The organism is Cupriavidus campinensis (assembly GCF_905397395.1).
In the GTDB taxonomy this organism is placed as follows: domain Bacteria; phylum Pseudomonadota; class Gammaproteobacteria; order Burkholderiales; family Burkholderiaceae; genus Cupriavidus; species Cupriavidus campinensis.
In genome coordinates this window covers 15,201-39,024 of the sequence record NZ_CAJPVH010000010.1, presented here as the reverse complement: position 1 = coordinate 39,024, position 23,824 = coordinate 15,201, and the positions used below count along the sequence as shown (strand labels likewise).

The 23,824-nt window shown below is 69.0% G+C and carries 23 protein-coding genes; 6 read left to right on the top strand and 17 right to left on the bottom strand.

The window, feature by feature from the left end:
- Positions 1 to 5 precede the first annotated feature (5 nt).
- The 4 genes from KHO18_RS08755 to KHO18_RS08740 all read right to left on the bottom strand — a co-directional run bounded on the left by KHO18_RS08755 (position 6) and on the right by KHO18_RS08740 (position 3,742).
- Entirely contained in the window at positions 6 to 377 is a 372-nt protein-coding gene (locus KHO18_RS08755; protein ID WP_211943026.1) for a hypothetical protein, read from the bottom strand.
- A 243-nt stretch (positions 378 to 620) separates the two neighbouring features.
- Positions 621 to 1,952, bottom strand: a complete 1,332-nt coding sequence (gene hslU, locus KHO18_RS08750; protein WP_211943025.1) for an ATP-dependent protease ATPase subunit HslU — start codon at positions 1,950 to 1,952, stop codon at positions 621 to 623.
- Between the two features lie 48 nt (positions 1,953 to 2,000).
- Entirely contained in the window at positions 2,001 to 2,537 is a 537-nt protein-coding gene (gene hslV / locus KHO18_RS08745) for an ATP-dependent protease subunit HslV (protein ID WP_144199209.1), read from the bottom strand.
- A 218-nt stretch (positions 2,538 to 2,755) separates the two neighbouring features.
- Positions 2,756 to 3,742: a tripartite tricarboxylate transporter substrate-binding protein gene (locus tag KHO18_RS08740; protein WP_144199211.1), complete on the bottom strand. Its 987-nt coding sequence runs from the start codon at positions 3,740 to 3,742 to the stop codon at positions 2,756 to 2,758.
- A gap of 358 nt (positions 3,743 to 4,100) precedes the next feature.
- Between KHO18_RS08740 and KHO18_RS08735 the strand changes: the two genes are divergently transcribed.
- The 6 genes from KHO18_RS08735 to KHO18_RS08710 all read left to right on the top strand — a co-directional run bounded on the left by KHO18_RS08735 (position 4,101) and on the right by KHO18_RS08710 (position 10,879).
- Positions 4,101 to 4,619, top strand: coding sequence for a Fur family transcriptional regulator (locus tag KHO18_RS08735; protein ID WP_211943024.1), 519 nt, complete (start codon positions 4,101 to 4,103; stop codon positions 4,617 to 4,619).
- 31 nt (positions 4,620 to 4,650) lie between these two features.
- Complete coding sequence (locus KHO18_RS08730; RefSeq protein WP_211943023.1) at positions 4,651 to 5,748, top strand: CobW family GTP-binding protein; 1,098 nt, start codon at positions 4,651 to 4,653, stop codon at positions 5,746 to 5,748.
- A 346-nt stretch (positions 5,749 to 6,094) separates the two neighbouring features.
- A complete protein-coding gene (gene dksA, locus KHO18_RS28430; RefSeq protein WP_244844638.1) occupies positions 6,095 to 6,784 on the top strand; it encodes an RNA polymerase-binding protein DksA in 690 nt (229 codons plus the stop codon).
- 282 nt (positions 6,785 to 7,066) lie between these two features.
- Positions 7,067 to 8,257 (top strand): GTP-binding protein, encoded by a 1,191-nt coding sequence (locus tag KHO18_RS08720; protein ID WP_144199217.1) that lies wholly within the window; start codon positions 7,067 to 7,069, stop codon positions 8,255 to 8,257.
- On the top strand, positions 8,190 to 8,675 hold the full coding sequence (locus tag KHO18_RS08715) for a hypothetical protein (protein WP_244844636.1): 486 nt from the start codon (positions 8,190 to 8,192) through the stop codon (positions 8,673 to 8,675). Before KHO18_RS08720 ends, KHO18_RS08715 begins: the two co-directional genes overlap by 68 nt.
- 62 nt (positions 8,676 to 8,737) lie before the next feature.
- A complete protein-coding gene (locus KHO18_RS08710) occupies positions 8,738 to 10,879 on the top strand; it encodes a TonB-dependent receptor (RefSeq protein WP_211943022.1) in 2,142 nt (713 codons plus the stop codon).
- A 3-nt stretch (positions 10,880 to 10,882) separates the two neighbouring features.
- Here KHO18_RS08710 and KHO18_RS08705 read toward each other — a convergent pair whose 3' ends face one another.
- The 13 genes from KHO18_RS08705 to KHO18_RS08645 form a co-directional block, all read right to left on the bottom strand.
- On the bottom strand, positions 10,883 to 11,431 hold the full coding sequence (locus KHO18_RS08705; protein ID WP_149137608.1) for a GNAT family N-acetyltransferase: 549 nt from the start codon (positions 11,429 to 11,431) through the stop codon (positions 10,883 to 10,885).
- Between the two features lie 15 nt (positions 11,432 to 11,446).
- Positions 11,447 to 12,388, bottom strand: coding sequence for an MBL fold metallo-hydrolase (locus KHO18_RS08700; protein WP_211943021.1), 942 nt, complete (start codon positions 12,386 to 12,388; stop codon positions 11,447 to 11,449).
- A complete protein-coding gene (locus tag KHO18_RS08695) occupies positions 12,385 to 12,645 on the bottom strand; it encodes a DUF1289 domain-containing protein (protein ID WP_144199224.1) in 261 nt (86 codons plus the stop codon). The genes KHO18_RS08700 and KHO18_RS08695 overlap by 4 nt, the downstream gene beginning before the upstream one ends.
- 8 nt (positions 12,646 to 12,653) lie before the next feature.
- Positions 12,654 to 13,196 (bottom strand): YbaK/EbsC family protein, encoded by a 543-nt coding sequence (locus tag KHO18_RS08690; protein ID WP_211943020.1) that lies wholly within the window; start codon positions 13,194 to 13,196, stop codon positions 12,654 to 12,656.
- Positions 13,197 to 13,233: 37 nt separating this feature from the next.
- Complete coding sequence (locus KHO18_RS08685) at positions 13,234 to 14,166, bottom strand: hydroxymethylglutaryl-CoA lyase (protein WP_211943019.1); 933 nt, start codon at positions 14,164 to 14,166, stop codon at positions 13,234 to 13,236.
- Between the two features lie 40 nt (positions 14,167 to 14,206).
- Entirely contained in the window at positions 14,207 to 15,148 is a 942-nt protein-coding gene (locus KHO18_RS08680) for a 2-hydroxyacid dehydrogenase (protein ID WP_144199230.1), read from the bottom strand.
- 63 nt (positions 15,149 to 15,211) lie between these two features.
- Positions 15,212 to 17,251, bottom strand: a complete 2,040-nt coding sequence (locus KHO18_RS08675) for an acetyl/propionyl/methylcrotonyl-CoA carboxylase subunit alpha (protein WP_211943018.1) — start codon at positions 17,249 to 17,251, stop codon at positions 15,212 to 15,214.
- A gap of 64 nt (positions 17,252 to 17,315) precedes the next feature.
- A complete protein-coding gene (bioB, locus tag KHO18_RS08670) occupies positions 17,316 to 18,368 on the bottom strand; it encodes a biotin synthase BioB (RefSeq protein ID WP_144199234.1) in 1,053 nt (350 codons plus the stop codon).
- Between the two features lie 31 nt (positions 18,369 to 18,399).
- Positions 18,400 to 19,197 (bottom strand): dethiobiotin synthase, encoded by a 798-nt coding sequence (gene bioD / locus KHO18_RS08665; RefSeq protein WP_211943017.1) that lies wholly within the window; start codon positions 19,195 to 19,197, stop codon positions 18,400 to 18,402.
- Positions 19,194 to 20,408, bottom strand: a complete 1,215-nt coding sequence (bioF, locus tag KHO18_RS08660; protein ID WP_144199238.1) for an 8-amino-7-oxononanoate synthase — start codon at positions 20,406 to 20,408, stop codon at positions 19,194 to 19,196. The genes bioD and bioF overlap by 4 nt, the downstream gene beginning before the upstream one ends.
- Positions 20,398 to 21,816, bottom strand: a complete 1,419-nt coding sequence (gene bioA, locus KHO18_RS08655; RefSeq protein WP_377731805.1) for an adenosylmethionine--8-amino-7-oxononanoate transaminase — start codon at positions 21,814 to 21,816, stop codon at positions 20,398 to 20,400. Before bioA ends, bioF begins: the two co-directional genes overlap by 11 nt.
- A gap of 257 nt (positions 21,817 to 22,073) precedes the next feature.
- A complete protein-coding gene (locus tag KHO18_RS08650) occupies positions 22,074 to 22,862 on the bottom strand; it encodes an enoyl-CoA hydratase/isomerase family protein (protein ID WP_144199242.1) in 789 nt (262 codons plus the stop codon).
- Positions 22,863 to 22,892: 30 nt separating this feature from the next.
- Positions 22,893 to 23,819 carry a dienelactone hydrolase family protein gene (locus tag KHO18_RS08645; RefSeq protein WP_144199244.1) on the bottom strand — a complete coding sequence of 309 codons (927 nt, stop codon included), beginning with the start codon at positions 23,817 to 23,819 and terminating at the stop codon, positions 22,893 to 22,895.
- Between the last annotated feature and the right edge of the window lie 5 nt (positions 23,820 to 23,824).

The following is a 23,824-nucleotide window of genomic DNA, read 5'->3' as shown; positions in this document are numbered from 1 at the left end:
ACGACTTACAGGCGCAGCTGGACGTAGTCCCAGCCCAGGTCGTCGGCGGACGACTCATGCGCCACGCCGGCCATGCGCACGGCGTCACTGGCGTGGCGGTCGGCCAGCGTGACCAGCTCGCCCGAGGCGATGGCCAGCGCCGTGGCGGCAGCCTGCCCCTCGTGCGCGGCCTGCCGCTCGGGCTGGTCCGCGTGGACCGAGGCCGAAGCCGGGATCGGCAGCGCGGCGGCGGCGGCCGGGGTCACGGCGGGCCGGACGCACAGGAAGACGGTGGCGGCGGTGATGCTCGCCACCACGCTCGCGGTGGCGATGGCAACGCGGCGCTTGCGCACCTGGTTGCGTTTGAAAAAAAGCGTGCGCGAAGGTTGGCGCGACATAGGCAGACTCCCGGCAGGTGTTTGAAGTGAAGTGCGGTGGCTCCCGCTCCGGTCCATCGACCAGCAAGGTGCGCAAGGGTCGCATTTCGACGAGGTCCGGCGCCAGCATGCTTACCAATGCTTACGGTCGTTACTGGCGGGAGGCATCCGCGCGGGCCGCTGACACATGCCGGTCAAGACCCCAAAACAAAACGAGCCAGACATCGGTCTGGCTCGTTGTTCCTTCAAATCCGCCGGGGCGGCTTACAGCACGTAGCGCGACAGGTCCTCGTTGCCGGCCAGGTCGGCCAGGCGCTCATCGACATACTTGCCGTCGATGGTCACCGTCTCGCCCGAGGAGCGGGTGGCGTGGAACGACAGGTCTTCCAGCAGCCGCTCCATGACCGTGTACAGCCGGCGCGCGCCGATGTTCTCGACCTTCTCGTTCACCGAGAACGCGATCTCGGCCAGCCGGCGGATGCCGTCCTGCGCGAACTGCAGGTCCACCTCTTCCGTCTTCAGCAGCGCCTGGTACTGCTTGGTCAGGCTGGCGTCGGTCTGGGTGAGGATGGCCTCGAAGTCCTGCACGGACAGCGACTCCAGCTCCACGCGGATCGGGAAACGGCCCTGCAGTTCGGGAATCAGGTCGCTCGGCTTGCTCAGGTGGAACGCGCCCGAGGCGATGAACAGGATGTGGTCGGTCTTGATCATCCCGTACTTGGTGTTCACCGTGGTGCCTTCCACCAGCGGCAGCAGGTCGCGCTGCACGCCCTGGCGCGACACCTCGCCGCCGCCCACGTCGCTGCGGCTGGCAATCTTGTCGATCTCGTCCAGGAACACGATGCCGTTCTGCTCGACGTTGGCGATGGCCTTGTGCTTCAGCTCCTCCTCGTTGACGAGCTTGGCGGCCTCCTCGTCGATCAGCAGCTTGAACGCTTCCTTGACCTTCATCTTGCGGCGATGCTTCTTGCCCTGGCCCAGCCCGGCGAACATCGTGCGGATCTGCTCGGTCATGTCTTCCATGCCCGGCGGGCCCATGATGTCCATGCTCGGCAGGCCGGCGGCCACTTCCAGCTCGATATCCTTGTCATCGAGCTGGCCCTCGCGCAGCTTCTTGCGGAAGGCCTGGCGCGTGTTCGAGTCCTTGTCCTCGGTCTGGGCGAAGCCGATGTCGCGCGGCGGCGGCAGCAGCACGTCCAGCATGCGGTCCTCGGCGGCGTCCTCGGCCTTGGTGCGCACCTTCTTCATTTCCGATTCGCGCGTCTGCTTGATGGCCATCTCGGCCAGGTCACGCACGATGGTGTCCACGTCGCGGCCGACGTAGCCCACTTCGGTGAACTTGGTGGCCTCGATCTTGATGAACGGCGCATCGGCCAGCTTGGCCAGCCGGCGCGCGATCTCGGTCTTGCCCACGCCGGTGGGCCCGATCATCAGGATGTTCTTCGGGGTGATTTCCTGGCGCAGCGGGTCTTCCACCTGCTGGCGGCGCCAGCGGTTGCGCAGCGCCACGGCCACGGCCTTCTTGGCCTTGTTCTGGCCGATGATGTGCTTGTCGAGTTCGGAAACGATTTCCGAAGGGGTCATGGTTTGCGACATGGTATCCGGGGGTTCAGTGCAGGGCGGTGCAGCGCCACGCGGCGACGCTTATTCCAGCGTCTCGATGACGAAGTTCGTGTTCGTGTAGATGCAGAGCTCGCCGGCGATGGTCAGCGCCTTCTCGACCACATCCTGGGGGGCCAGCTCGGTGTTCTCGACCAGCGCCTTGGCCGCCGACTGCGCGTACGCGCCGCCCGAGCCGATGGCCGCGATGCCGCCCTCGGGGTCCAGCACGTCGCCGTTGCCGGTAATGACCAGCGTGGTGTCGCGGTCGGCCGTGATCAGCATGGCCTCGAGCCGGCGCAGCGCGCGGTCCGAGCGCCAGTCCTTGGCCAGGTCCACCGCGGCGCGGGTCAGGTTGCCCTGGTACTTCTCGAGCTTGGCCTCGAAGCGGTCGAGCAGCGAGAAGGCGTCGGCCGTGCTGCCGGCAAACCCGACCAGCACCTTGCCGTTGTAGATGCGGCGCACCTTGCGTGCCGTACCCTTCATCACGATATTGCCGAGAGTGACCTGGCCGTCACCGCCGAGCGCAACCTGGTTGCCGCGCCGGACGCTGACGATGGTAGTGCCGTGATACTGTTCCATGGTGCCTTCGTGGTCCTTCTGTGATCTGTGGAATGTGTCAGGGGGGTAGGTGGCGACACGCGGCGCGCTTTCAAGAGCCGCACGCATCACAAGCGCCCGACACGGGCAATCCACACAATATAGAAGGTAGAAGCGCCCGGCCGGGGGCCAAAGCAAAAAGGCCACGCATCGCTGCGTGGCCTTATGCCTTCCGGGCTGGCGCGGGGGTTAGTCCGTGCTTAGTCCGCGTACACCCCGGCCTTCTTGATCACCGGCGTCCACTTGTTGATTTCCGACGTCAGGAACGTGCGCAGCGAATCCGGCGTGGCGCGCTGGGCCGGCACGGCCTCGGCACCCAGCTCGGCCATCTTGGCGCGGAAGGTCGGGTCGGTCACCGCCTTCTGCAGCGCGGCGGAGAGCTTGTCGATCACCGGCTTCGGCGTGCCCTTCGGGGCGTACATGGCGTGCCAGATCTTCACTTCCACGCCCGGCAGGCCCTGCTCGGCCGCGGTCGGGATGTCCTTGAAGGCCTCCACGCGGCGCGACTGCATGGCCGCGTACGGCTTCAGCGCGCCCGCCTTCAGCTGGCCGGCGATGTTGGTGGTCTGGTCGCACATCAGGTTGACCTGGCCGCCCAGGATGTCCGTCAGCGCCGGCGCCGTGCCCTTGTACGGCACGGTGGTCAGCTCGGTCTGGATTGCGCTCTGGAACAGCAGGCCGCACAGGTGCGAGGCCGAGCCGATACCGGCGTTGGCCAGCGACAGCTTGCTGGCATTGGCCTTGATGTACGGCACCAGGTCCTTGAAGGTGGCCGGCGGCAGCTGCTTGTTGCCCACCAGCACCATCGGCACGTCGGCCACTTCACCGACCATCTCGAAGTCCTTGAGCGGGTCGAAGCCCAGGTTCCGGTACAGCGCCGGGGCCGTAGACATGCCGATGTGATGGATCAGGATGGTGTAGCCGTCATTCTTGGCCTGGGCCACCTTCTTGGCGCCGATGGTGCCGCCGGCGCCGCCCAGGTTCTCGATCACGATGGTGGTGCCCAGGTGCTTGGACATGACCATGGTCAGCTCGCGCGCCACCTTGTCGGTCGGGCCGCCGGCCGCGAACGGCACCACGGCCTGGACGGGCTTGTTGCCCGGATATTCCTGAGCCTGGGCCCCCGTGAAAACGCCCACGCCGGCAACTGCCAGCGCGGCCGCGAAATGCATTGCAACTCGTTTCATTACTGTCTCTCCTGGATACCCTGCTTTTCCCGTTCTCACCGTCCGCCTTGCCTCCTCCTCTCTTCACGCTTGCCGCCGGCCGGGCCGCCTGGGAGGCGGCGCCGCCGGTCGCGGTCCATATCGGAAAACACGCGGTGACCATCGGCTCAATGTATGGGAAGCGAACAGCAACTGACCCCGCTGACAGGCGGAGCCGGAGGTGGATGTTAGCAACCTGAAAGATTAGCGAGGTATAGGGGCTAACCCGCGAGAAAGCGGCGTTTTCGGCGGATTTGCCACGCTTGTGCCACGCTTGCGCCGCGCGGCCGCTTACGCAACTGAATTGCATCGACCCGGGCGCTATGGTTAAATGGCCCGCATGACACGCACCGCCCCGCATCTGGCCGCCCAGGCAGCCGGACCGCTCCCCGACGCCACGCTGGAAGCCGCGCAGGCGCGCCTGCGCCAGTTGGGCGCGCGCGTGACGCAGCCGCGCGTGGCCATCCTCGCCTGTCTGATCGACGCCGAAGACCCGCTCACGCACCAGGCCGTGATCGACCGCCTGCCGGCCGATGGCGACGTGGACCGCGTCACGGTCTACCGCGTGCTCGACTGGCTGGTCGAGCAGGGGCTGGCGCAGAAGCGCGCGGGCCATGACCGCGTGTTCCGCTTCACGCTGGTGGAGCACGAGGCCGCGCGCGCCGAGGTCCATCGCCAGCACAGCCATTTCCATTGCACCCGCTGCGACCGCACGTTCTGCCTCGAGGCGGCCGGCGTGCCCGCACCGTCGGTGGCGCCCAAGGTGCCGCGCGGCTTTGCCGTCGAGCACGTGGAGCTGACCGTCAACGGTGTGTGCGCTGAATGCGGCCGCACGCGCGGCGCCGGCGGCGCGCACTAGGCGCCGCAAACCTTTCCCGGAGTTCCAAGACATGTCCAAACTGATCCCGGTCACGATCCTGACGGGCTTCCTCGGCAGCGGCAAGACCACGCTGCTCAAGCGCATCCTCACCGAGCAGCACGGCATGAAGATCGCCGTCATCGAGAACGAGTTCGGCGAGGAGAACATCGACAACGAGATCCTGGTGCAGGACGGCCGCGAGCAGATCGTGCAGATGAGCAACGGCTGCATCTGCTGCACCATCCGGGGCGACCTGGTGCAGGCGCTGTCCGACCTGATCACCCAGCGCGACGAAGGCAAGTTCGATTTCGACCGCGTGGTGATCGAGACCACCGGCGTGGCCAACCCGGGCCCGGTGGCGCAGACCTTCTTCATGGACGAGGAAATCGCCGCGCGCTACCTGCTGGACGCCGTGATCACGCTGGTGGACGCCAAGCACGGCAATCTCCAGCTGGACAAGCAGGAGGAAGCGCAGCGCCAGGTGGGCTTTGCCGACGCCATCTTCATCACCAAGTCCGACCTGGTTCCCGAGGCCGAAGTGGCCGACCTGCGCCACCGCCTGCTGCACATGAACCCGCGCGCACCGATCCGCACCGCCAACTTCGGCGAGACCCCGATCGACACGATTTTCGACCTGCGCGGCTTCAACCTGAACGAGAAGCTGGAGATCGACCCCGATTTCCTGCGCGCCGAGGCCCACGAGCACGATGAGCACGATGAGCACGACCATGACCACGATCATGGCCACGTGCACGACGAGCACTGCGGCCACGACCACGATGACCACGGTCACGGGCATGGCGTGCACGATCACCACCACCATCACCACCATACTGACCACATCGCCTCGTTCGTCTTCCGCAGCGACAAGCCGTTCCACTACGGCAAGCTCGAGGAATTCCTGTCGGGCATCCTGTCGGTCTATGGCGAGAAGCTGCTGCGCTACAAGGGCGTGCTCTATATGGAAGGCGTGGACCGCAAGGTGGTGTTCCAGGGCGTGCACCAGCTGATGGGCAGCGACATCGGCGCCAAGTGGGAGGACGAGACCCCGGGCACCAAGATGGTCTTTATCGGCGTGGACCTGCCGCGCGATGCCATCCTCAAGGGACTGGCCGCCTGCCTGGCCTGAGCCCCTGGCTCTGATGTGAAGCAACCGCCGCATTCTGTGGCGGTTGCCGCCGGACCGGCTTTCCACCCGCCCTGCCCCTCCTTTCGGCGGGGTACCGGGAAAACTCCTGTCTCTTGTCCGGCTTTCTCCCATATCTACGAAAAATTTGTTCAAGTACAATAGGCCGGATTTGATACGGGCGGCGCACGTTTTGGCGGCGCCGGTATTGGCAGGGCGGCGGTCGTCGTCAGCATGAGGCGGGCCGCCGGCAGGCGCGGTCGCAGTGCTTCATGCGGAGACCGCCCTCCGCTTGGGGTACCTTGGCAACAGCGCCGTCACTCGTCGACGCGTAGAGAGAGGTGTCCCCATGACAGCCGCAACCAAGACCAAAGAAAGCCGCAGCAAGACAGGCACCGCTGCGGCGGAGACGCCAGACGCGCAGCCAGCAGTGAAGGCAGCGCCAGCTCCCCGCGGCAGTACGGCGCACGCCGATGCGGGCGAGGCCAAGGGAGGCACGCGAAGCAGCAAGACTGCAGCCAGCCAGAGTGAACCGACCGCACCGCGCAAGCGGGCGGCCACTGCACCCGAGCGGACCAAGACGCCGCCGGTCGCATCAACAAGAGAATCAGCAGCAACCATGAGCAGCAACAAACTTCTGACTGAAGCTGAAATCCTGAAGATGAGCGACAAGGATTACATGAACGAGGCGCAACTGGCCTTCTTCAAGAATCGCCTTGAGCAGCTTCGCGACGAAATCCTCAAGAATGCGGACCAGACCACGGAACACCTGCGCGAGACGGTGATCGTGCCGGACCCGGCCGACCGCGCCACCATCGAGGAAGAACACGCGCTCGAACTGCGCACCCGCGACCGCGAGCGCAAGCTGCTGAAGAAGGTAGAGCAGTCGCTGCAGCGCATCGAGTCCGGCGACTACGGCTGGTGCGAGGAAACCGGCGAGCCGATCGGCGTACCGCGCCTGCTGGCCCGCCCGACGGCCACGCTGTCGCTGGAAGCGCAGCAGCGCCGCGAACTGCGCCAGAGGCTGTTCGGGGACTGATCTCCCGCTCCGCTCCGACAAACACGGCCCGGTCATCCGGGCCGTTTTGTTTGGGTGACGCGTTTGGTGACCCGTTTGCGACCCGTTTGCTGACCCGTTTCGGGCGAGTTTGGCGACGAGGTTTGTCTCACGCCGGCCACGGCACTACCATGGCAGGACGCCCGCCCTTTGTGGTGCCATGGCCGGGCTGTCGTCCGGGGCGGCTTTCTGCTACAGTCGCAACCTTGTTGCAATAACACCTTGCGCGCCGCTTTGGCGCCCATCGCCAAAATCACCCGTTCCATGGCTCCTCGTCTGCCCGTCACCGTGCTGTCCGGCTTCTCCGGCGCCGGCAAGACCACCGTGCTGCAACACCTGCTCGCGCAGGGCGGCGCGCGCGTGGCCGTGGCCGCGAGCCAGGGCGACCTGCTGGCCGAGGTGGACCGTCTGGCGCAGGCCGGCCAGCACGACTACGTGGTGGTGGAGGCCCAGGCCACCGAAGAGCCGCTCGGCATTGCCGAGGGCTTCGCCTTCGAAGACGCCCACGGCGACGCCCCGGCGGGCGTGGCGCACCTGGACACGCTGGTGACGGTAGTCGATGCCGAGCGCTTCCTGCGCGACTATCACGACGCCCATTTCCTGTCCGAGCGGGGCCTCGCCGCCCATGACGGCGACGACCGTACCGTCGTGGACGTGCTGATCGACCAGATCGAAGTGGCGGACGTCATCGTCATCAACAAGATCGACCTGGTCGATGCCGGCCAGCTGGGCCGCCTGCACGCGGTGCTGCACGCGCTGAACCCGCGCGCCGACCTGGTCGATGCGAGCCACGGCAAGGTGCCGGCCGGGCGCGTGCTCGGCACGGGCCGCTTCGACCCGGATGCCACGCCGAACGCCGCCGGCTGGCAGGTGGCACTGCAGGGCGAGCCGGTGCCGGCCGCCGCTGGCATGGGGGCCCTGCTGTACCGCCGGCGCCGCCCGTTCCATCCGCAGCGTTTTGCAGACCTGATTCATACCGAATGGATGCGCGAGCATGGCGACGTGCTGCGCTCCCGGGGCATCTTCTGGCTGGCCAGCCGCATGGACATTGCCGGCGACTGGCATCAGGCGGGCGGCGTGTGCCGTCCCGGTGCCGCCGGCGCCTGGTGGGCCGCGATCGACGCCGAGGAATGGCCGGCTGACGCCGCCTCGCGTGCCGGCATCGAGGCCGACATGGTCGATGACGGCCTGCCCGCCGAATACGGCGACCGCCGCCAGGAACTCGTGCTGATCGGCGAGAACCTCGACGCCCCGGGGCTCGAAGCCCGGCTGGACGCCTGCCTGCTGACCGACGCCGAACTCGCGGCGGGCCCCGAAGCGTGGGCGGCCTACCCCGACCCGTTCCCCGACTGGGGCGATGCATTCGCCGACGATCACGATCACGATCATGACCACGCGCACGACCATGACCACGATCATGGCGATGACGCGTGCGATTGCGGCCATGCGCACTGACACCTCCTTTCTCGCCGACCGTATCAGCGGCCACATGGCCCGCTGGCGCGCGCGCGGCCCCGGCCTCTGGACCGCGCTGTGCCTCGTGCTGTGCCTGCTGCTGGCCCAGCACGCCGGTCTGGTCCACCGTGTGGTGCACGGCGGCCTGCCGGGCGCGACGGTGCCTGTGACGGTCGAAGCCGCCGCCGATAGTACCGACACCCATACCGATTCCTTCGCGCTCAAGCTCGGCCTGCACTCGTGCGTGCTGTTCGATGGCGCGACGCTGGCTGACAGCCACCACGGCAGCTTCGACCTGCCGGTGCTGGCTTTCGGCAAGCCGGTCAAGCCGGCCAGCCTGGCCTGGCGCTGGCCCGACCTGCCCGCCGCCCGGCCCTTCCACTCCCGCGCCCCACCTGCCTCGCCCGTCTTCGCCTGATCGCGCGGCTGCGGTGTGACGAACACCGCCCGCGCTTCGTCATCGAATTCGAATCGCGAGCCATGTCCTCCCCCATTCATTTCTCCTCGGCGGTGCGCCGCACCCCGCTGGCGGCCGTTGCCGCCTTTCTCGTCACCGCCGGCTTCAGCGCCGGTGCCTCGGCTCAGGAAGCCGCGACTCCGGTCGCCCCTCAGGCCGTCCCGCAAACCCTCAAGGAAGTGGTGGTCACCGCCAATCCGCTCGGCAGCGACCTCAACGACATGGTCGCGCCGGTCTCCACGCTCGGCGGCGACGCACTGGCCGTGCGCCAGGCCAGCACACTCGGCGAGACGCTGAACAGCCTGCCCGGCGTGACATCGACCTATTTCGGCCCGAACGCGAGCCGGCCGATCATCCGGGGGCTCGATGGCGACCGCATCAAGGTGCTCCAGAACGGCGGCTCCACGCTGGACGCCTCCACGCTGTCCTATGACCACGCGGTGCCCATCGACCCGCTGGTGGCCGAGAAGATCGAGGTGGTACGCGGCCCGGCGGCGCTGATGTACGGCGGCAGCGCCATCGGCGGCGTGGTGAATGTGATCGATAACCGCATCCCGCGCGACCCGATTACCGGCGTGAGCGGCGCGGCGGACGTGAGCGGCACCATCGGCGGCGACAAGGGCCGCAACGCCAGCGGCCTGATCGAGGCCGGCAACGGCCAGTTCGCCGTGCACGCCGATGCCTTCGTGCGCCAGACCAGCGACCTGAAGATCCCCGGCTTCGCGCGCAGCGGCAACCTGCGCGCCACCCAGCCGCTGCCCGAGGGCGAGAGCGAGGCCTACGGCAAGATTCCGAACACCAACGCGCACCAGGAAGGCGGCGCGATGGGCGGCGCCTACACCTGGACCGATGGCTTCGTCGGCGCCAACTTCTCGACCTATCGCAACGACTACGGCACCCCGGCCGAAGCCGATGCGCGCATCAAGATGCGCCAGGACCGCTACGCGGTGGAGGGCGAGGCGCGCAACCTGTCGAACAACACCGGCGGCTTTATCGAGGCGGTGAAGGGCAAGTTCAGCTACACCGACTACGAGCACCGCGAGATCGAGGACGGCGAGACCGGCACGATCTTCAAGAACCACGGCTGGGACGCCCGCCTGGAAGCCACGCACGGCAAGATCGGCAACATGACCGGGGTGATCGGCACGCAGTTCGGCCACACCAACTTCTCCGCGCTGGGCGAGGAAGCGTTCGTGCCGAGCACCGCCACGGACAACGCCGCCCTCTTCGTGTTCGAGGAAATGCCGCTGGTGGCCTCGGGCGACCTGAAGCTGAACCTCGGCGGCCGGCTGGATCACAGCAGCGTCAAGGCCAGCGCCAACGGCAACGACCGCTTTACCGATGCGAACCGCAGCTTCAACGCGGGCAGCGCCTCGGCCGGGCTGCTGTGGAAGCTGGACCCGGTGTGGTCGGTGACCACGAACCTGTCCTATACCGAACGCGCGCCCACGTTCTATGAGCTGTACGCCAACGGCCCCCACCTGGCCACCGGCTCGTACGAGGTGGGCGACCCCAACGCGAACAAGGAACGCGCCACCTCGCTGGACCTGGGCGTGCGCTTCAAGCAGGGCGCCCATAGCGGCTCGCTCTCGGGCTACTACAGCCGCTTCCAGAACTACCTGGCGCTGGTGAATTCGGGCAGCTTCCGCGACGCGGAAGGCAACGTGGTGGCCGCCGGCAGCGACGGCGCGCTGCCGGAGTTGCAATACCTCGGCGTGCCGGCCACGCTGTACGGCTTCGAGGCCGAGGGCAAGACGCGGCTGCTGCAGAAGATGCTGACGACCAGCGACACGCTGGACTTCGAGGCCCGCGCCGACTACGTCCACGGCGAGAACCGCAACACCGGCGAAGCCCTGCCGCGCCTGTCCCCGCTACGGCTGGGCGGCGCGCTGGTCTACGGCGCCGGCCCGTGGGGCGCGCGCATGGACGTGAACTGGAACGCACGCCAGAGCCGCGTGCCGAGCGGCGACACGCCGACCGACGCGTACACCACGCTGGGCGTGGCGCTGACGTACAAGCTCAAGGTATCGGGCGTGCAGACGCTGTTCTACGTGCGTGGGGACAACCTCACCAACCAGGAAGCCCGCAGCGCCACGTCGATCCTGCGCGACATCGCCCCGCTGCCGGGCCGCAGCGTCAAGATCGGCATGCGGACGTCGTTCTAAGGGTCAGCCCCCCGAGAACCACTCCGGCACCAGCGAGTACACCGCCGCCGCAACCGGCCTGCCGCGCAGGATCAGCCGGTTGCGGGCGATGCATTCCAGCGTGGCGCCGATCTTCACCGCCACGGCGCGGCTCGCCACGTTGGCCTCGGCCGCCACGATCTCGATGCGGGTCAGGCCGAGCCCGTGGAAGCCATGGCAGGCCATCATCGTGGCCGCGCCGGCCGCCAGCCCCTGCCGCTGGCGGCTCTCCCGAATCCAGTAGCCCAGGTTGCCGAGGTTGTCCTCCGGCCGGATCTGGTTGATCGCCACGCCGCCGTACAGCTCGCGGCCATCGGGCGAGAACACGCCGATGTCGAACGCCGAGCCATCCGCCATATTGGCGTCGCAACGCGCGAACCACTCCTGGGCGTCCAGCGTGTTGTAGTCGTGCCGGGCCCACGGCATCCAGGCGCCGACGGTGCCCATCGACTCCCGCACGGCCGCCGCGAACGGCTGCACATCGGCCGCACGGAAGGGCCGCAGCATGAAGTCCTTGCCCCGCAGCGGCGGCATCATGGCGCGGGGGCCTCAGTCGCGGTTGTGGACGGTCTCGCCGTCCAGCGCCAGCGCGTCCACTGCCGCCAACCCGCGCAGCGTCTGGGCGAACACCGTCTCGAACGGCGTCTCGGCCATGAAGCGCGCGTGGATGCGCTGCATCAGCGGCGTGCCGTGCATCCACGCCAGCAGCGCGGCGCGCGACATCGACTGCTGCTCCAGCAGCTTGAACTTCACCAGCACCTTCACCGCATGGCTGGCGTTGCGCAGCGGGTCGCTGCGCAGGTGGGCCAGCCGGCCCTGCGCGCGCGCCACCGCCTCGGACACATCGCCGAACACGCGGCCATGGCCGGGGATGACGAGGCGGGCGTCGAGTTCGGCGATGCGCGCCAGCACGGCGGCCTGTTCCGCGAAGCCGCTTTCGCCGTCGAGTTCGGGAAAGATCACGCCGAAGCCGTTTTCCCAGAGCGCGTCACCCGAGATCAGGATGCGCGGGCCGGGGGCGAACAGCATGACCGCGTGCGGGTCATGACCCGGCGCGGCCACTACGTGCCAGTCCAGGCCGCCCAGACGCAGGTGGTCGCCATCGTGCAGCAGCGCGTCGAAGGTGAAGCGCTGGCACTGCTGGCCGGTAGCCACGAAGCTCAGGGCGTCGTCATCCCACGCGGACACCGCCGCCGCCTCGGCGGCCGGGATCGACGTGTGCGGCTGCCAGCGCGCCTGCAGCGCGGCGTTGCCGCCGCAATGGTCCGAATGGAGATGGGTGTTGATGACCTGCCGCAGCGGCCGGCCATCGAGCGCCGCCGCGACCAGGGCCTCGGTCTGGGCGGCGTGGGTCAGGTAGCCGGTGTCGACGAGCGCCGTGTCGCCGGTCTCGTCATCGACCAGCAGCACGTTGTTGGCCGACAGCCAACCGCGCTCGAATACGCGGACGGAGGATGGCAGCGAGGGAGGGAAAGTTAGCGGCGCGCTCATGCCCCGTCTCCGCCCAGCCACGCCACGCGCGCGGGCAGCAGCGCCCACACGCGCCGGCGCTCGGCGTCATCGGCCTGGGACCAGCCGGCGATTTCCTCGATGGTGCGCAGGCAGCCTTCGCAATAGCCGGTCACCGGGTCCATCTTGCAGACGTTGCGGCACGGGGACGCCACCGGCGATGCCTCCAGCGCAGCAGCGGCGCCGCGCGTGAGGTCGGCCTGCAGGCGGCGCGCGGCGGGCGGGAGCACGGCGGACATCGCGCGGGTCAGCTCGCCACCGGCGTCACCGGCGCCACCTGCGCCGCCACGTCGGCGACTTCGGCGCCGGTCATGGCCTGGAGCTGGTGCGGCGTGAGGTTGAACACCGCGTGCGGATGGCCGGCGGCGGCCCACAGGCTCTCGTAGCGGAACAGGTCCTGGTCGAGCAGCATCACGGGCGGCACGGCGTGGCCGATGGGGCAGACGCCGCCAATCGCATAGCCGGTCTTCTCGCGCACGAATTTGGCGTCGGCCTTGCCCAGCGGGCCCACGCGGGCGGCTACCTTGGCCTCGTCCACGCGGTTGCTGCCGCTGGCGATGACGAGCACCGGGGCGTCGTCCGCCACGCGCCGGAAAATGATCGACTTGGCGATCTCCGCCACGCTGCAGCCGAGCCCGGCGGCGGCTTCGGCCGAGGTCTTGCCGGTGGCCGGCAGCATCACCACCGGGCGGTCATGGCCGATGCCGGCGAGCAGGTCGGCCACGCGCTGCGCGGCGTCGGGCAATTCGCCGAGTTCGTTCGGCTCGTTGGATGCGGGGGACGCGCTCATGGGTGGATTCTCCTTATCTATCTATATAGGGGGCAGCTCAGGTGCAGACCGCCGCGTCGTCCGCCGCCGCCCACTTGGTCAGCAGGGCGCGGCCCACGCGCGAGTTGTTGGGGCGACCGATTGCCTGGGAGATGTAGTCGCCGGTGCGCACCACCGCTTCCAGGTCGATGCCGGTATGCAGCCCCATGCCGTGGAGCATGTAGAGCACGTCCTCGGTGGCCACGTTGCCGGTGGCGCCCTTGGCGTACGGGCAGCCGCCCAGCCCCGCCACGGACGCGTGGAAGATGCCGATGCCCACTTCCAGGCTGGCCAGGATGTTGGACAGCGCCTGCCCGTAGGTATCGTGGAAGTGGCCCGAGAGCCGGTCGATCGCAAACTCCATCGACGCCGCGCGCATCACCTCCTGCACCCGGGTGGGCGTGCCCACGCCGATGGTATCGGCGATGTCGATCTCGTCGCAGCCCAGGTCGCGCATGCGGCGCACCACGTCCACCACGTCGTGGACGGACACCTCGCCCTGATACGGGCAGCCCAGCGTGCACGAGATGCTGCCGCGCAGCCGCACGCCGGCTTCCTTGGCGGCAGCCGCCACCGGCTCGAAGCGGGCGATGGACTCGGCGATCGAGCAGTTGATGTTCTTCTGCGAGAACGCCTCGCTGGCCGCGCCGAAGATCACCACCTCGTCGGCCCCGGCCGCCACGGCGCCCTCGAAGCCGCGCAAGTTCGGCGTCAGGGCCGAATACAGCGTGCCGGGGCGGCGCTGGATGCGCGCCATGACCTCGGCGCCGTCCGCCATCTGCGGCACCCACTTGGGCGAGACGAACGACGCGGCTTCGATATTGACGAAGCCCGCGTCGGTGAGCTGGTTGATCAGTGCCACCTTGACGTCGGCGGGCACCATCGCTTTTTCGTTCTGGAGCCCGTCGCGCGGGCCCACTTCGACGATCTTCACGTACTGGGGCAGGGTCATGGCTGTCTCCTCGTTCCTTGTCTAGGCGTGCGGGCCCGGCTCAGTAGCCGCGCTGCAGGTCCACCACGCCGGCAATCGGCTTGCCTTCGGCCAGCGCGCGGATCTTGCCGGCGATCTGGGCGATGCTGTCCTCGCGCAGCGTCAGCGCCGAGATATGCGGCGTAATGGTGATGCGCGGTTCCTGCCAGAACGGATGGTCGGCCGGCAGCGGCTCGGTGCGGAAGACGTCCAGCGTGGCGCCGGCGATCTGCCCTTCGCGCACGGCGGCCAGCAGGTCGTCTTCCACCAGGTGCGGGCCGCGCGCCACGTTGATCACATAGGCGCCCCGGGCCAGGCGGTAGAGCAGGCCGGTGTCGATGATGTCCTCGGTCTCGGCGGTCAGCGGCAGCACGTTCACCAGCACGTGCAGGCCGTCGAGGAAGGCGCGCTGGCCATCCTCACCATGGAACGATTCCACGCCATCCACGGCCTTTGCCGAGCGGCTCCAGCCCCGCACCGGGAAGCCGAAGCCCGCCAGCGTGCGGGCGATGTGGGCGCCCAGCGTACCGATGCCCATCACGCCGATGGTGAAGTCGGCGCGGCGATGGGGCTTGAGGAATTTCCACGTGCCGGCGCGTTCCTGGGCGTCGTAGGCGTCGAGCTTGCGGAAGTAGCGCAGCACGGCGGCGGTGACGTATTCGGCCATCTGGGCGGCCATGCCGGCGTCATCGAGCCGCACGATGGGCACGCCGGCCGGCAGCGCGTCCGGGTCTTCATCGCGCAGGCGCAGGATGCCGTCCACGCCGGCACCGAGGTTGAACACCGCGCGCAGGTCCTGGCGGCCGCGCAGCATGGCCACGGGCGGACGCCAGACCACGGCGTAGTCGGCGGCCTCGCCCTGGCTTTCCTCCCACTTCAGGCATTGCGCCTCGGGCAGCGCCTCGGCAAAGCCTTCGATCCAGGGTTCATAGCGGCCATCCGGCACGTACAACTGCAACTTCATCTCGACTCCAGTTCTTTTCGGGGGTGTTGTGGGGGCATTTTGGCACGGGACGGCGTTCGCCGGTCAGGCGCCAGCCGCCTCCGCCACCGCCACCGCAAACGCCAGCAGTTGCGCGCCTTCCGCCACCTGCTCGCCCACGCCGTAGAGCACTTCGCTGACCACGCCGTCGGCGGGTGCGCTGATGGTGTGTTCCATCTTCATGGCTTCCATCACCAGCAGCGGGGTGCCGCGCGTGACGGTGCTGCCCGGCTGGACCATTACCGCGATCACCTTGCCCGGCATCGGCGCGGTGAGCTTGCCGCCCTCGCTCTCGGCCTCGCCGGCGTGGGCCAGCGGGTCCAGCCACGCCAGTTCCGTGTGCCGGCCGGCCGTGAAGACGTGGAACATGTCGCCCTCCACGTGTACCTGGCCGTGGGTGCGGCGGGTGCCCAGGTCCACGCGGATGTCATCCGCCTTGAACACATAGGCGAACGGCGCTGCCTGATCGGCATAGATCAGCGTGCTGCGGCGCGGGTCGGCGCGCAGCACCACTTCCACCTTGTTGCCACGGTGCGAGAAGTACAGCGTACGGGACTCCCGGCCGTTCAGGCGCCACGGGCCGGCGTGGGTCCACGGCGAATGGCGGTCGGCCTCGTCGATGCGGCGCGTGCGCGTCTCGCGCTCGAGCAGCGCGGCCACGGCCAGCGCAATGGCCTCCATGCCGGCCGCCTTGGGCGGCGGGAACAGCACGGACTGGTTACGTTCGATCAGGCCGGTGTCGAGGTCTGCCGTGCGGAACGCCTCGGATTTGACCAGCCGCTGCAGGAAGGCGACGTTGGTTTGCAGCCCCACCACGTGGTAGCCGCCCAGCGCCTGCTCCATGCGCGCCAGCGCCGCGTCGCGGTTGGGGCCCCAGACGATCAGCTTGGCGATCATCGGGTCATAAAACGGGCTGATGGTGTCGCCCTCGCGCACGCCGGCATCGATCCGCACGCCTGCCGGGCCGTGGGAGTCCCCGCCAAGCATGAACTGCACCGCCGGCGGCGTGCGCAGGAAGCGCAGCGTGCCCGTGGACGGCAGGAACTGGTTGTCGGGGTTCTCGGCGTAGATGCGCGCTTCCAGCGCGTGGCCGTGGATGTGGAGCTGGTCCTGCGTCAGCGGCAGCGGCTCGCCGGCCGCCACGCGCAACTGCCACTCCACCAGATCCTGGCCGGTAATCATCTCCGTGACCGGATGCTCCACCTGGAGGCGGGTGTTCATCTCCATGAAGTAGAACGAGCCGTCCTGATTGGCGATGAACTCGACCGTGCCGGCGCCGACGTAGCCCACGGCCTTGGCCGCCGCCACCGCCGCCTCGCCCATCGCGCGGCGCCGTTCCTCGGTCATGCCGGGCGCGGGGGCCTCCTCCAGCACCTTCTGATGGCGCCGCTGCACCGAGCAGTCGCGCTCGAACAGGTAGACGCAGTTGCCGTGGGTGTCGGCAAAAACCTGAATCTCGATATGGCGCGGGCGGGTCAGGTACTTCTCCACCAGCACCTTGTCGTCGCCGAAGCTGGCCGATGCCTCGCGCTTGACCGAGGCCAGCGCGGCCTCGAAGCCCTCGCCCGCCTCCACCACGCGCATGCCCTTGCCGCCGCCGCCCGCGCTGGCCTTGATCAGCACCGGGTAGCCGATGCGGTCGGCCTCGCGGCGCAGCAGCGCCGGGTCCTGATCCTCGCCGTGGTAGCCGGGCACCAGCGGCACGGATGCCTTTTCCATCAGCTGCTTGGCCGCGCTCTTGCTGCCCATGGCGTGGATGGCCGAGGCCGGCGGGCCGATGAAGACCAGCCCCTCGGCGGCGCACGCCTGCGCGAATGCCTCGTTCTCGGACAGGAAGCCGTAGCCCGGGTGGATGGCCTGGGCACCGGTCTCCTTGGCCATCTCGATGATGTGGTCCGCGCGCAGGTAGCTGTCGCGCGCGGCCGGGCCGCCGATATGCACGGCTTCGTCGCAGAACGCCACATGGCGCGCGTTCGCGTCCGCATCGGAGTAGACGGCCACCGTGCGGATGCCCAGCCGGCGGCACGTGGCCGCCACGCGGCAGGCAATCTCGCCACGGTTGGCGATCAGGATCTTGTTGAACATGGCTCCTCCTTTGTTTCCCTTGTTATCCGGGGGGCGGCCAGTTGCTTACCTCACGGCAGGGCCGTCATCCCGCGTAGCCTTCCGCGCGGATGTCGAGCCGGGCCAGCAGCGCGCGGTCGCGCTCGGCCTGCGGGTTGCCGGTAGTCAGCAGCTTTTCGCCATAGAAAATCGAATTGGCGCCGGCCATGAAGCACAGCGCCTGCAACGCTTCGTCCATGGCCTCGCGGCCGGCGGACAGGCGCACCATCGCGCGCGGCATGGTGATGCGTGCCACGGCAATCGTGCGGACGAACTCGAACGGGTCCAGCGCTTCGGTGCCCGCCAGCGGCGTGCCCTCCACCTGCACCAGGTTGTTGATGGGAACCGACTCGGGGTACGGGTCCAGGTTGGCCAGCTGGGCGATCAGGCCGGCGCGTGCCTCGCGCGCCTCGCCCATGCCGACGATGCCGCCGCAGCAGACGTTGATGCCGGCGCCGCGCACGTGGCCGATGGTGTCCAGGCGGTCCTGGTAGGTCCGCGTGCCGATGATCTTGCCGTAGAACTCGGGCGAGGTATCGAGGTTGTGGTTGTAGTAGTCCAGGCCGGCGTCGGCCAGGCGCTGCGCCTGCTCGGCCTTGAGCATGCCCAGCGTCACGCAGGTCTCCAGGCCCATCGCCTTGACCTCGCGCACCATGTCGATCACCGGCTCCAGATGGCGGTCCTTCGGGCTGCGCCAGGCGGCGCCCATGCAGAAGCGCGTGGCGCCGTTGGCCTTGGCGTTGCGGGCGGCCTCCAGCACGGCGTCCAGCTCCATCAGCTTCTCGGCCTTCACGCCGGCGTCGTGGTGCGCGCTCTGCGGGCAGTAGCCGCAATCCTCCTCGCAGCCGCCCGTCTTGATCGACAGCAGCGTGGAAAGCTGCACCGTGTTGGCGTCGAAGTGTTCCCGATGCACTTGCTGCGCGCGGAACAGCAGGTCGTTGAACGGCAGCGCGAACAGCGCGGCGACGTCATCGACACGCCATGCGGCGTTTTCGTCACGCTCGGCGGCGGCTTGCAGGTTGCGGGCGGACTGGCGCAGGGCGTCGGCGGAAATCGTGGCGACGGTCTGGGCGGGGGTCTGTTGCGATTGTTGCGTCATGATCTTTTTGGGGATTCTGTGTAGTCGGGGCTCAGTCAGCGTACTGGGCCACGGCGGTGTATCGGATATGCGGCGGCATGCTGGCCAGCAGCGGGGCGAGGTCGAGTTCGGTCGCCGCCACGGCGGGGGCCACCTGCCAGGGCAGCTCGCCCAGGCAAGGCGCGCCGAGCGCGTCGTGCAGCGTGGCGATGTTCTCGCACGGCAGCAGCATGTCGGGGTCGATGCGGTTGGCGATCCAGCCGGCCAGCGTGAGCCCGCGCGCGCGCACCGCATCGGCGGTCAGCATCGCGTGGTTCAGGCAGCCAAGCCGGACGCCCACCACCATCACCACGGGCAGGTTGAGCATTTCAGCCAGGTCGGCGGTGTTCCAGCGCGCGGCGCCCACGTCGAGCGGCACCTGGAAACCGCCCACGCCCTCCACCACCACGGCTTCGGCGCGATGGCGCAGCGACGTGAACGCGGTCCGGATCGGCTCGCGCGTGATGCGCAGCCCCTCCATGGCCGCCGCCAGGTGCGGCGACACCGGCGTGCGCATCAGGAACGGGCACATCTCCTCCTGCGGCACGATCACCGAGCCGGCGGCGCGCAACTGCTCCACGTCGTCGTTCTGCCAGCGCTCGTCCAGCCACTCGCCGCCACTCGCCACCGGCTTCATGCCGACCGTGGTGTAGCCCGCCGCGTGCAGCGCGTGCAGCAGCGTGGCCGTGGCGTGGGTCTTGCCAACGCCGGTATCGGTGCCGGTCACGAAACAGGCCACGCGGCCCGGCCGGTTGTCCCCGCCTTTGTCCTCGCCTTGGTCCTTGTCGATGGATTTGTCGATGTCCGTCATGCGGCCTCCCGGTGCGGGACCGCCCGCGCGATGGCATCTAGCAGCCGTTGCACATCCTGCGCGGTGTGCGAGGCGGACAGCGTGATGCGCAGCCGCGCGGTGCCGGCCGGCACGGTCGGCGGCCGGATCGCGCCCACGCGGATGCCCTCGGCCTCCAGCGCGGCGGACAGCGCCAGCGCGGCGGCGTTGTCGCCCACGATCAGCGGCTGGATTGCCGTGTCGCTCTCGCCCAGCGTCCAGCCGGCCTGGGCGGCCAGCCGTCCCAGCCCGTCGCGCAGCGTGGCAATCAGGCCGCCCAGTTGCGCGCGGCGCTGGCGCCCTTCCTCGCCGGCGATGATCGTCAGGCTGGTCAGCAGCGCGTGCGCCACGGCCGGCGGCGCCGCCGTCGTATAGATATAGGGGCGCGCGGTGTTCACCAGATGCTCGATGATCGTGGCGTGCGCCGCCACGAACGCCCCGGCCACGCCGGCGGCCTTGCCCAGCGTGCCGATATAGATCAGCCGTTCCGAGCGCAGGCCGAGGTGCTCCAGCACGCCCCGCCCGTTCTCGCCCAACGCGCCGAAGCCGTGGGCATCGTCGACGATGATCCACGCATCGTGGCGCTCGGCCAGTGCCAGCAGGCCAGCCAGCGGCGCGATATCGCCATCCATGCTGAACACGCTGTCGGTCACGATCAGCTTCAGGCCGCCGGTGTGGGCGGCGAGCTGGGCGTCCAACGCGGCCAGATCGCCATGCGGATAACGCTGCACATCGGCACGGGCCAGCCGGGCGCCGTCGATCAGCGAGGCATGGTTCAGCGCCTCGCAGAACAGCGTCGCGCCGGCGGTGCCGAGCGAGGTCAGCACGGCAAGGTTCGCCATATAGCCGGTGCAGAAGTACAGCGCCTGCGCCTGCGGGATATGCGGCGCCAGCCACCGCGCCAGTTCCTGTTCGAGCTGGGCGTGCGCAATCGAGTGGCCGCTGACGAGGTGGGAGGCCCCGCTGCCGGCGCCATAGCGGCGCGCGCCATCGGCCAGCGCCTCGGCAATCGCCGGATGGTTGGCCAGCCCGAGGTAGTCGTTGCTGCTGAAGGTCAGCAGCGGCACCGGCCTGGCGTCGATGGCGCCCACCGACTGGTGCGGCGCGCAGGCCGTGTGGGCGATGCGGCGCCGGCGCGTCAGCGCCTGGGCTTCGCGGTCGGCGGCGGCGCGGGTCAGTTGCTCAAGCAGCATGGCGCACCTCCGGCATCGGTCCCGCCACGGCGTGCAGCGTGGCCAGCAGCTGCTCGCCCAGCCATTCAGCGAGTGTCTGGTCGAACACGTACGGCGGCATCAGATAGATGGTGTGGCCGATGGGGCGCGCCAGCACGCCCTGTTCGCGCGCGGCCAGATGGAAGCGCGACGCGAAATCGGCGCCGGCGACCTCCGGGTCCACATCGGCGGCCCAGATCATGCCGCGCTGGCGCACGTTGACGAGGCGCGGGTCGGCGGCCAGCGGCGCCATGGCGTCGGCCAGCCAGCGGGCGCGCTCGCGGTTGCGGGCGAGCACGTCTTCCGAATCGAACAGGTCGAGCGTGGCCAGCGCGGCGCGGCAGGCCAGCGGGTTGCCGGTGTACGAGTGCGAGTGGAGGAAGCTGCGCGCGATGTCGTCGGCCACGAAGGCGCGCTGGATCTCCGGGCGCGACAGCACCAGCGAGAGCGGCAGGTAGCCGCCGCTGATGCCCTTCGACAGGCACAGGAAATCCGGCCACGCGTGGGCGGGCAGCGCCTCGCCCTCCTGACGCTCGCGCGCCTGCTCCCAGGCGAAGAAGGTGCCGGTGCGGCCACAGCCCACGGCAATCTCGTCGGCAATCAGGTGCACGCGATAGCGGTCGCACAGCGCCCGGGCGCCTTCCAGATAGGACGGGTCATACATCGCCATGCCGGCGGCGCCCTGCACCAGCGGCTCGACGATCAGCGCGGCGATCTGGCCGGCGCGTTCGCGCAGCAGCGCTTCCAGGTCGGCCAGCGCGCGGGTGGCGACATCGGCGGCGCTCTCGCCAGGATTCGCCTGGCGGGCGTCCGGCGACATCACCACGTGGGCGCGGCGCGTGAGCGGGGCGTAGGCGTCGCGGAAGATCGCCACGTCGGTCACGGCCAGCGCGCCCATCGTCTCGCCGTGGTAGCTGTGGCGCAGGCACACGAACTCGCGCTTGGCCGGCAGCCCGGTGTTGTGCCAGTAGTGGAAGCTCATCTTGAGCGCGATCTCCACCGCCGACGCGCCATCGGACGCATAGAACGTATTGCCGAGCGCGCCGCCGGTCAGCGCCGACAGCCGCTCGGCCAGTTCCACGGCCGGCGCGTGCGTGCAGCCGGCCAGCATCACGTGTTCGAGCGTCTGCATCTGGTCCGCCAGCGCGGCGTTGATGACCGGGTTGGCGTGGCCGAACAGGTTGACCCACCACGAACTGATGGCGTCGAAGTAGCGGCGGCCGTCGGTGTCGATCAGCCACGGGCCTTCGCCACGCGCGATGGCCAGCGGCGGCTCGTTGGCGCCCGCGTCGGGCCGCAGGCGCGTGCACGGGTGCCACACGGCGCGCTGGCTGCGCGCGGCGAGTGATCCGTCAGCCGCTGGGGAAGAAAGGTGTTCCGGATGTGCCAAGGGAAGCCTCCTTTGTTGTCCGTCCACGCCGGCGCCACGCCGGACGAGGCCGGGGCGCGCTGGCAGGCAGGACGGAATGGGGAGGCTCATGGTAGGAAGGTCCTTGGGGACTTGGCAAACCGGGCTGCCCCGGTACGTTAGCGGCTATTTGGCCGATGTTGCGCGATGTTGGCGGATGCGGTGACGCACGCGTCGCGCCAATCCGGCTTCCGGCGGCTAACGTCCGGCAACGTCCCGAAACAAACCGGCAAAAAAAATCATTGCGGACGCCATGCCGGCGCGCGTTTTTCGAGGAAAGCGCGCACGCCCTCGCGCCCTTCCTCGGACGCACGGATCGCCGCGATGCGGTTCGCGGTGTCGGCCAGCAGGTCGTTGTCGATGGCGCGCCCCGCCACGTCCTGCACCAGCCGCTTGCTCTCGCGCACGGCGTTGGGGCTGTTGGCGACCAGCGCGGCGGCGATCTCGGCCACTTTCGTGTCCAGTTGTGCGGCGGGCACCACAGCGTGGACGAAGCCGAGCCGCAGCGCCTCGGCGGCGTCGAACCGTTCCGCCGTGATGAAGTAGCGCCGCGCCGCCTGCTCGCCCATCGCCCGGATCACATAGGGGCTGATGGTGGCCGGCAGCAGGCCAAGCCTGGCCTCGGACAGGCAGAAGTTGGCCGGCTCGGCAGCCACGGCGATGTCGCACGCGGCCACCAGGCCCACGCCGCCGGCGTAGGTGTCGCCGTGGATGCGGGCGATGACGGGCTTCGGGCAGGCCCAGATGGTGTGGAGCATCTGGGCCAGCGTCAGCGCGTCGGCACGGTTTTCATCGTCCGTGTAGCCGGCCATCTTCTTCATCCAGTTCAGGTCCGCGCCGGCGCAGAAGGCCGGGCCGTTGCCGGCCAGCACGATGGCGCGCACCTCGGGGGTATCGCCCAGCGCGCGGAAGGCGCCGGTCACCTCGGCAATCACGGTTTCGTTGAACGCGTTGCGCACGTCCGGGCGGTTCAGCGTGACCGTGGCAACGTGGTGCGCGGCGGTCACGTTCAGCGTGGTGAAGTGCATGGTCTCTGTCTCCGGTGCATCGATGGGGGGTCAGGAGGCGCGTTCTGTGGCGCCGGCTGGCTTGGGCGGGTCTTCCGGCGCGTCGTCGTCGAACGGCATGCCGATATGGTGGAAGAAAGCATCGACCTCCGGCAGCCACAGCGCAATGCCGTGGCGGCTGCTGAACAGCCGGTGCGAGTCGCCATCGAACTCGCCCACGTTGACGAAGCGCGCGTCGGCGGCGGGGCCGCTCGCGGTCGCCTTGTAGTTGTTGTACAGCCGCTCGGGCAGCGGCCAGGGCCAGAAGCTGTCGTTGTCGCCGTAGAACCAGAGCGACGGGTAGCGCGCCGTGCGGCCGTAGTCGCCGAACGCATCGATCAGGTTGTTCTCCCAGCCGGCGCAGGCAGCATTGCGCAGCCCGCCGGCGAAGTTGACCACGCCGCGCACGCCCGGATAGCCGATGGCGGACAGCGCCATGGTCGAGAGCCCGCCATGTGACTGGCCGATCACTACGATGCGGGTCGGGTCCACATAGGGCTGCTGCACGAGGTAGTCGAGCGCGGCGATCACGTCTTCGGCCTGCGCCATGCCGTTGGCGCTGATGTTGCAGCTGCCGCCCACGTAGGCGCCGCCGGACTTCGAGAAGCCCTGCCGCATCGGCAGCGCCACCACGTAGCCGCGCCGCACGAACTCAGCGCTTTGCGCGGCAAAGCGCGCGCGGCCCTGGTAGGCGGGCTTGCCGGGCGCCTTGCCGTGGTTGATCACCACCAGCGGGTAGCGGCCATCGGCGGCGGGCCGGAAGATGGTGGTCTCCAGGTCCACGTTGGCGTCCGCGCCGGCCTTGGGCACCATCACCACGCGCTCGATCGTGCGCGGCGGCAGCGCGGCCTGGGCCGACTGGGCGAGGGCCGCCCCGCACAGCGTGACGCAGGCCAGCGCGACGGCAACGCCGCGAACGAGGGGGGCAAGGCGAAGCATGGTCA

Bases quoted from the DNA above. Each gene is read 5' to 3' on its own strand.
- KHO18_RS08755 (WP_211943026.1), bottom strand. From the start codon at position 377: ATGTCGCGCCAACCTTCGCGCACGCTTTTTTTCAAACGCAACCAGGTG.
- hslU (WP_211943025.1), bottom strand. From the start codon at position 1,952: ATGTCGCAAACCATGACCCCTTCGGAAATCGTTTCCGAACTCGACAAG.
- hslV (WP_144199209.1), bottom strand. From the start codon at position 2,537: ATGGAACAGTATCACGGCACTACCATCGTCAGCGTCCGGCGCGGCAAC.
- KHO18_RS08740 (WP_144199211.1), bottom strand. From the start codon at position 3,742: ATGAAACGAGTTGCAATGCATTTCGCGGCCGCGCTGGCAGTTGCCGGC.
- KHO18_RS08735 (WP_211943024.1), top strand. From the start codon at position 4,101: ATGACACGCACCGCCCCGCATCTGGCCGCCCAGGCAGCCGGACCGCTC.
- KHO18_RS08730 (WP_211943023.1), top strand. From the start codon at position 4,651: ATGTCCAAACTGATCCCGGTCACGATCCTGACGGGCTTCCTCGGCAGC.
- dksA (WP_244844638.1), top strand. From the start codon at position 6,095: ATGACAGCCGCAACCAAGACCAAAGAAAGCCGCAGCAAGACAGGCACC.
- KHO18_RS08720 (WP_144199217.1), top strand. From the start codon at position 7,067: ATGGCTCCTCGTCTGCCCGTCACCGTGCTGTCCGGCTTCTCCGGCGCC.
- KHO18_RS08715 (WP_244844636.1), top strand. From the start codon at position 8,190: ATGACCACGCGCACGACCATGACCACGATCATGGCGATGACGCGTGCG.
- KHO18_RS08710 (WP_211943022.1), top strand. From the start codon at position 8,738: ATGTCCTCCCCCATTCATTTCTCCTCGGCGGTGCGCCGCACCCCGCTG.
- KHO18_RS08705 (WP_149137608.1), bottom strand. From the start codon at position 11,431: ATGCCGCCGCTGCGGGGCAAGGACTTCATGCTGCGGCCCTTCCGTGCG.
- KHO18_RS08700 (WP_211943021.1), bottom strand. From the start codon at position 12,388: ATGAGCGCGCCGCTAACTTTCCCTCCCTCGCTGCCATCCTCCGTCCGC.
- KHO18_RS08695 (WP_144199224.1), bottom strand. From the start codon at position 12,645: ATGTCCGCCGTGCTCCCGCCCGCCGCGCGCCGCCTGCAGGCCGACCTC.
- KHO18_RS08690 (WP_211943020.1), bottom strand. From the start codon at position 13,196: ATGAGCGCGTCCCCCGCATCCAACGAGCCGAACGAACTCGGCGAATTG.
- KHO18_RS08685 (WP_211943019.1), bottom strand. From the start codon at position 14,166: ATGACCCTGCCCCAGTACGTGAAGATCGTCGAAGTGGGCCCGCGCGAC.
- KHO18_RS08680 (WP_144199230.1), bottom strand. From the start codon at position 15,148: ATGAAGTTGCAGTTGTACGTGCCGGATGGCCGCTATGAACCCTGGATC.
- KHO18_RS08675 (WP_211943018.1), bottom strand. From the start codon at position 17,251: ATGTTCAACAAGATCCTGATCGCCAACCGTGGCGAGATTGCCTGCCGC.
- bioB (WP_144199234.1), bottom strand. From the start codon at position 18,368: ATGACGCAACAATCGCAACAGACCCCCGCCCAGACCGTCGCCACGATT.
- bioD (WP_211943017.1), bottom strand. From the start codon at position 19,197: ATGACGGACATCGACAAATCCATCGACAAGGACCAAGGCGAGGACAAA.
- bioF (WP_144199238.1), bottom strand. From the start codon at position 20,408: ATGCTGCTTGAGCAACTGACCCGCGCCGCCGCCGACCGCGAAGCCCAG.
- KHO18_RS08650 (WP_144199242.1), bottom strand. From the start codon at position 22,862: ATGCACTTCACCACGCTGAACGTGACCGCCGCGCACCACGTTGCCACG.
- KHO18_RS08645 (WP_144199244.1), bottom strand. From the start codon at position 23,819: ATGCTTCGCCTTGCCCCCCTCGTTCGCGGCGTTGCCGTCGCGCTGGCC.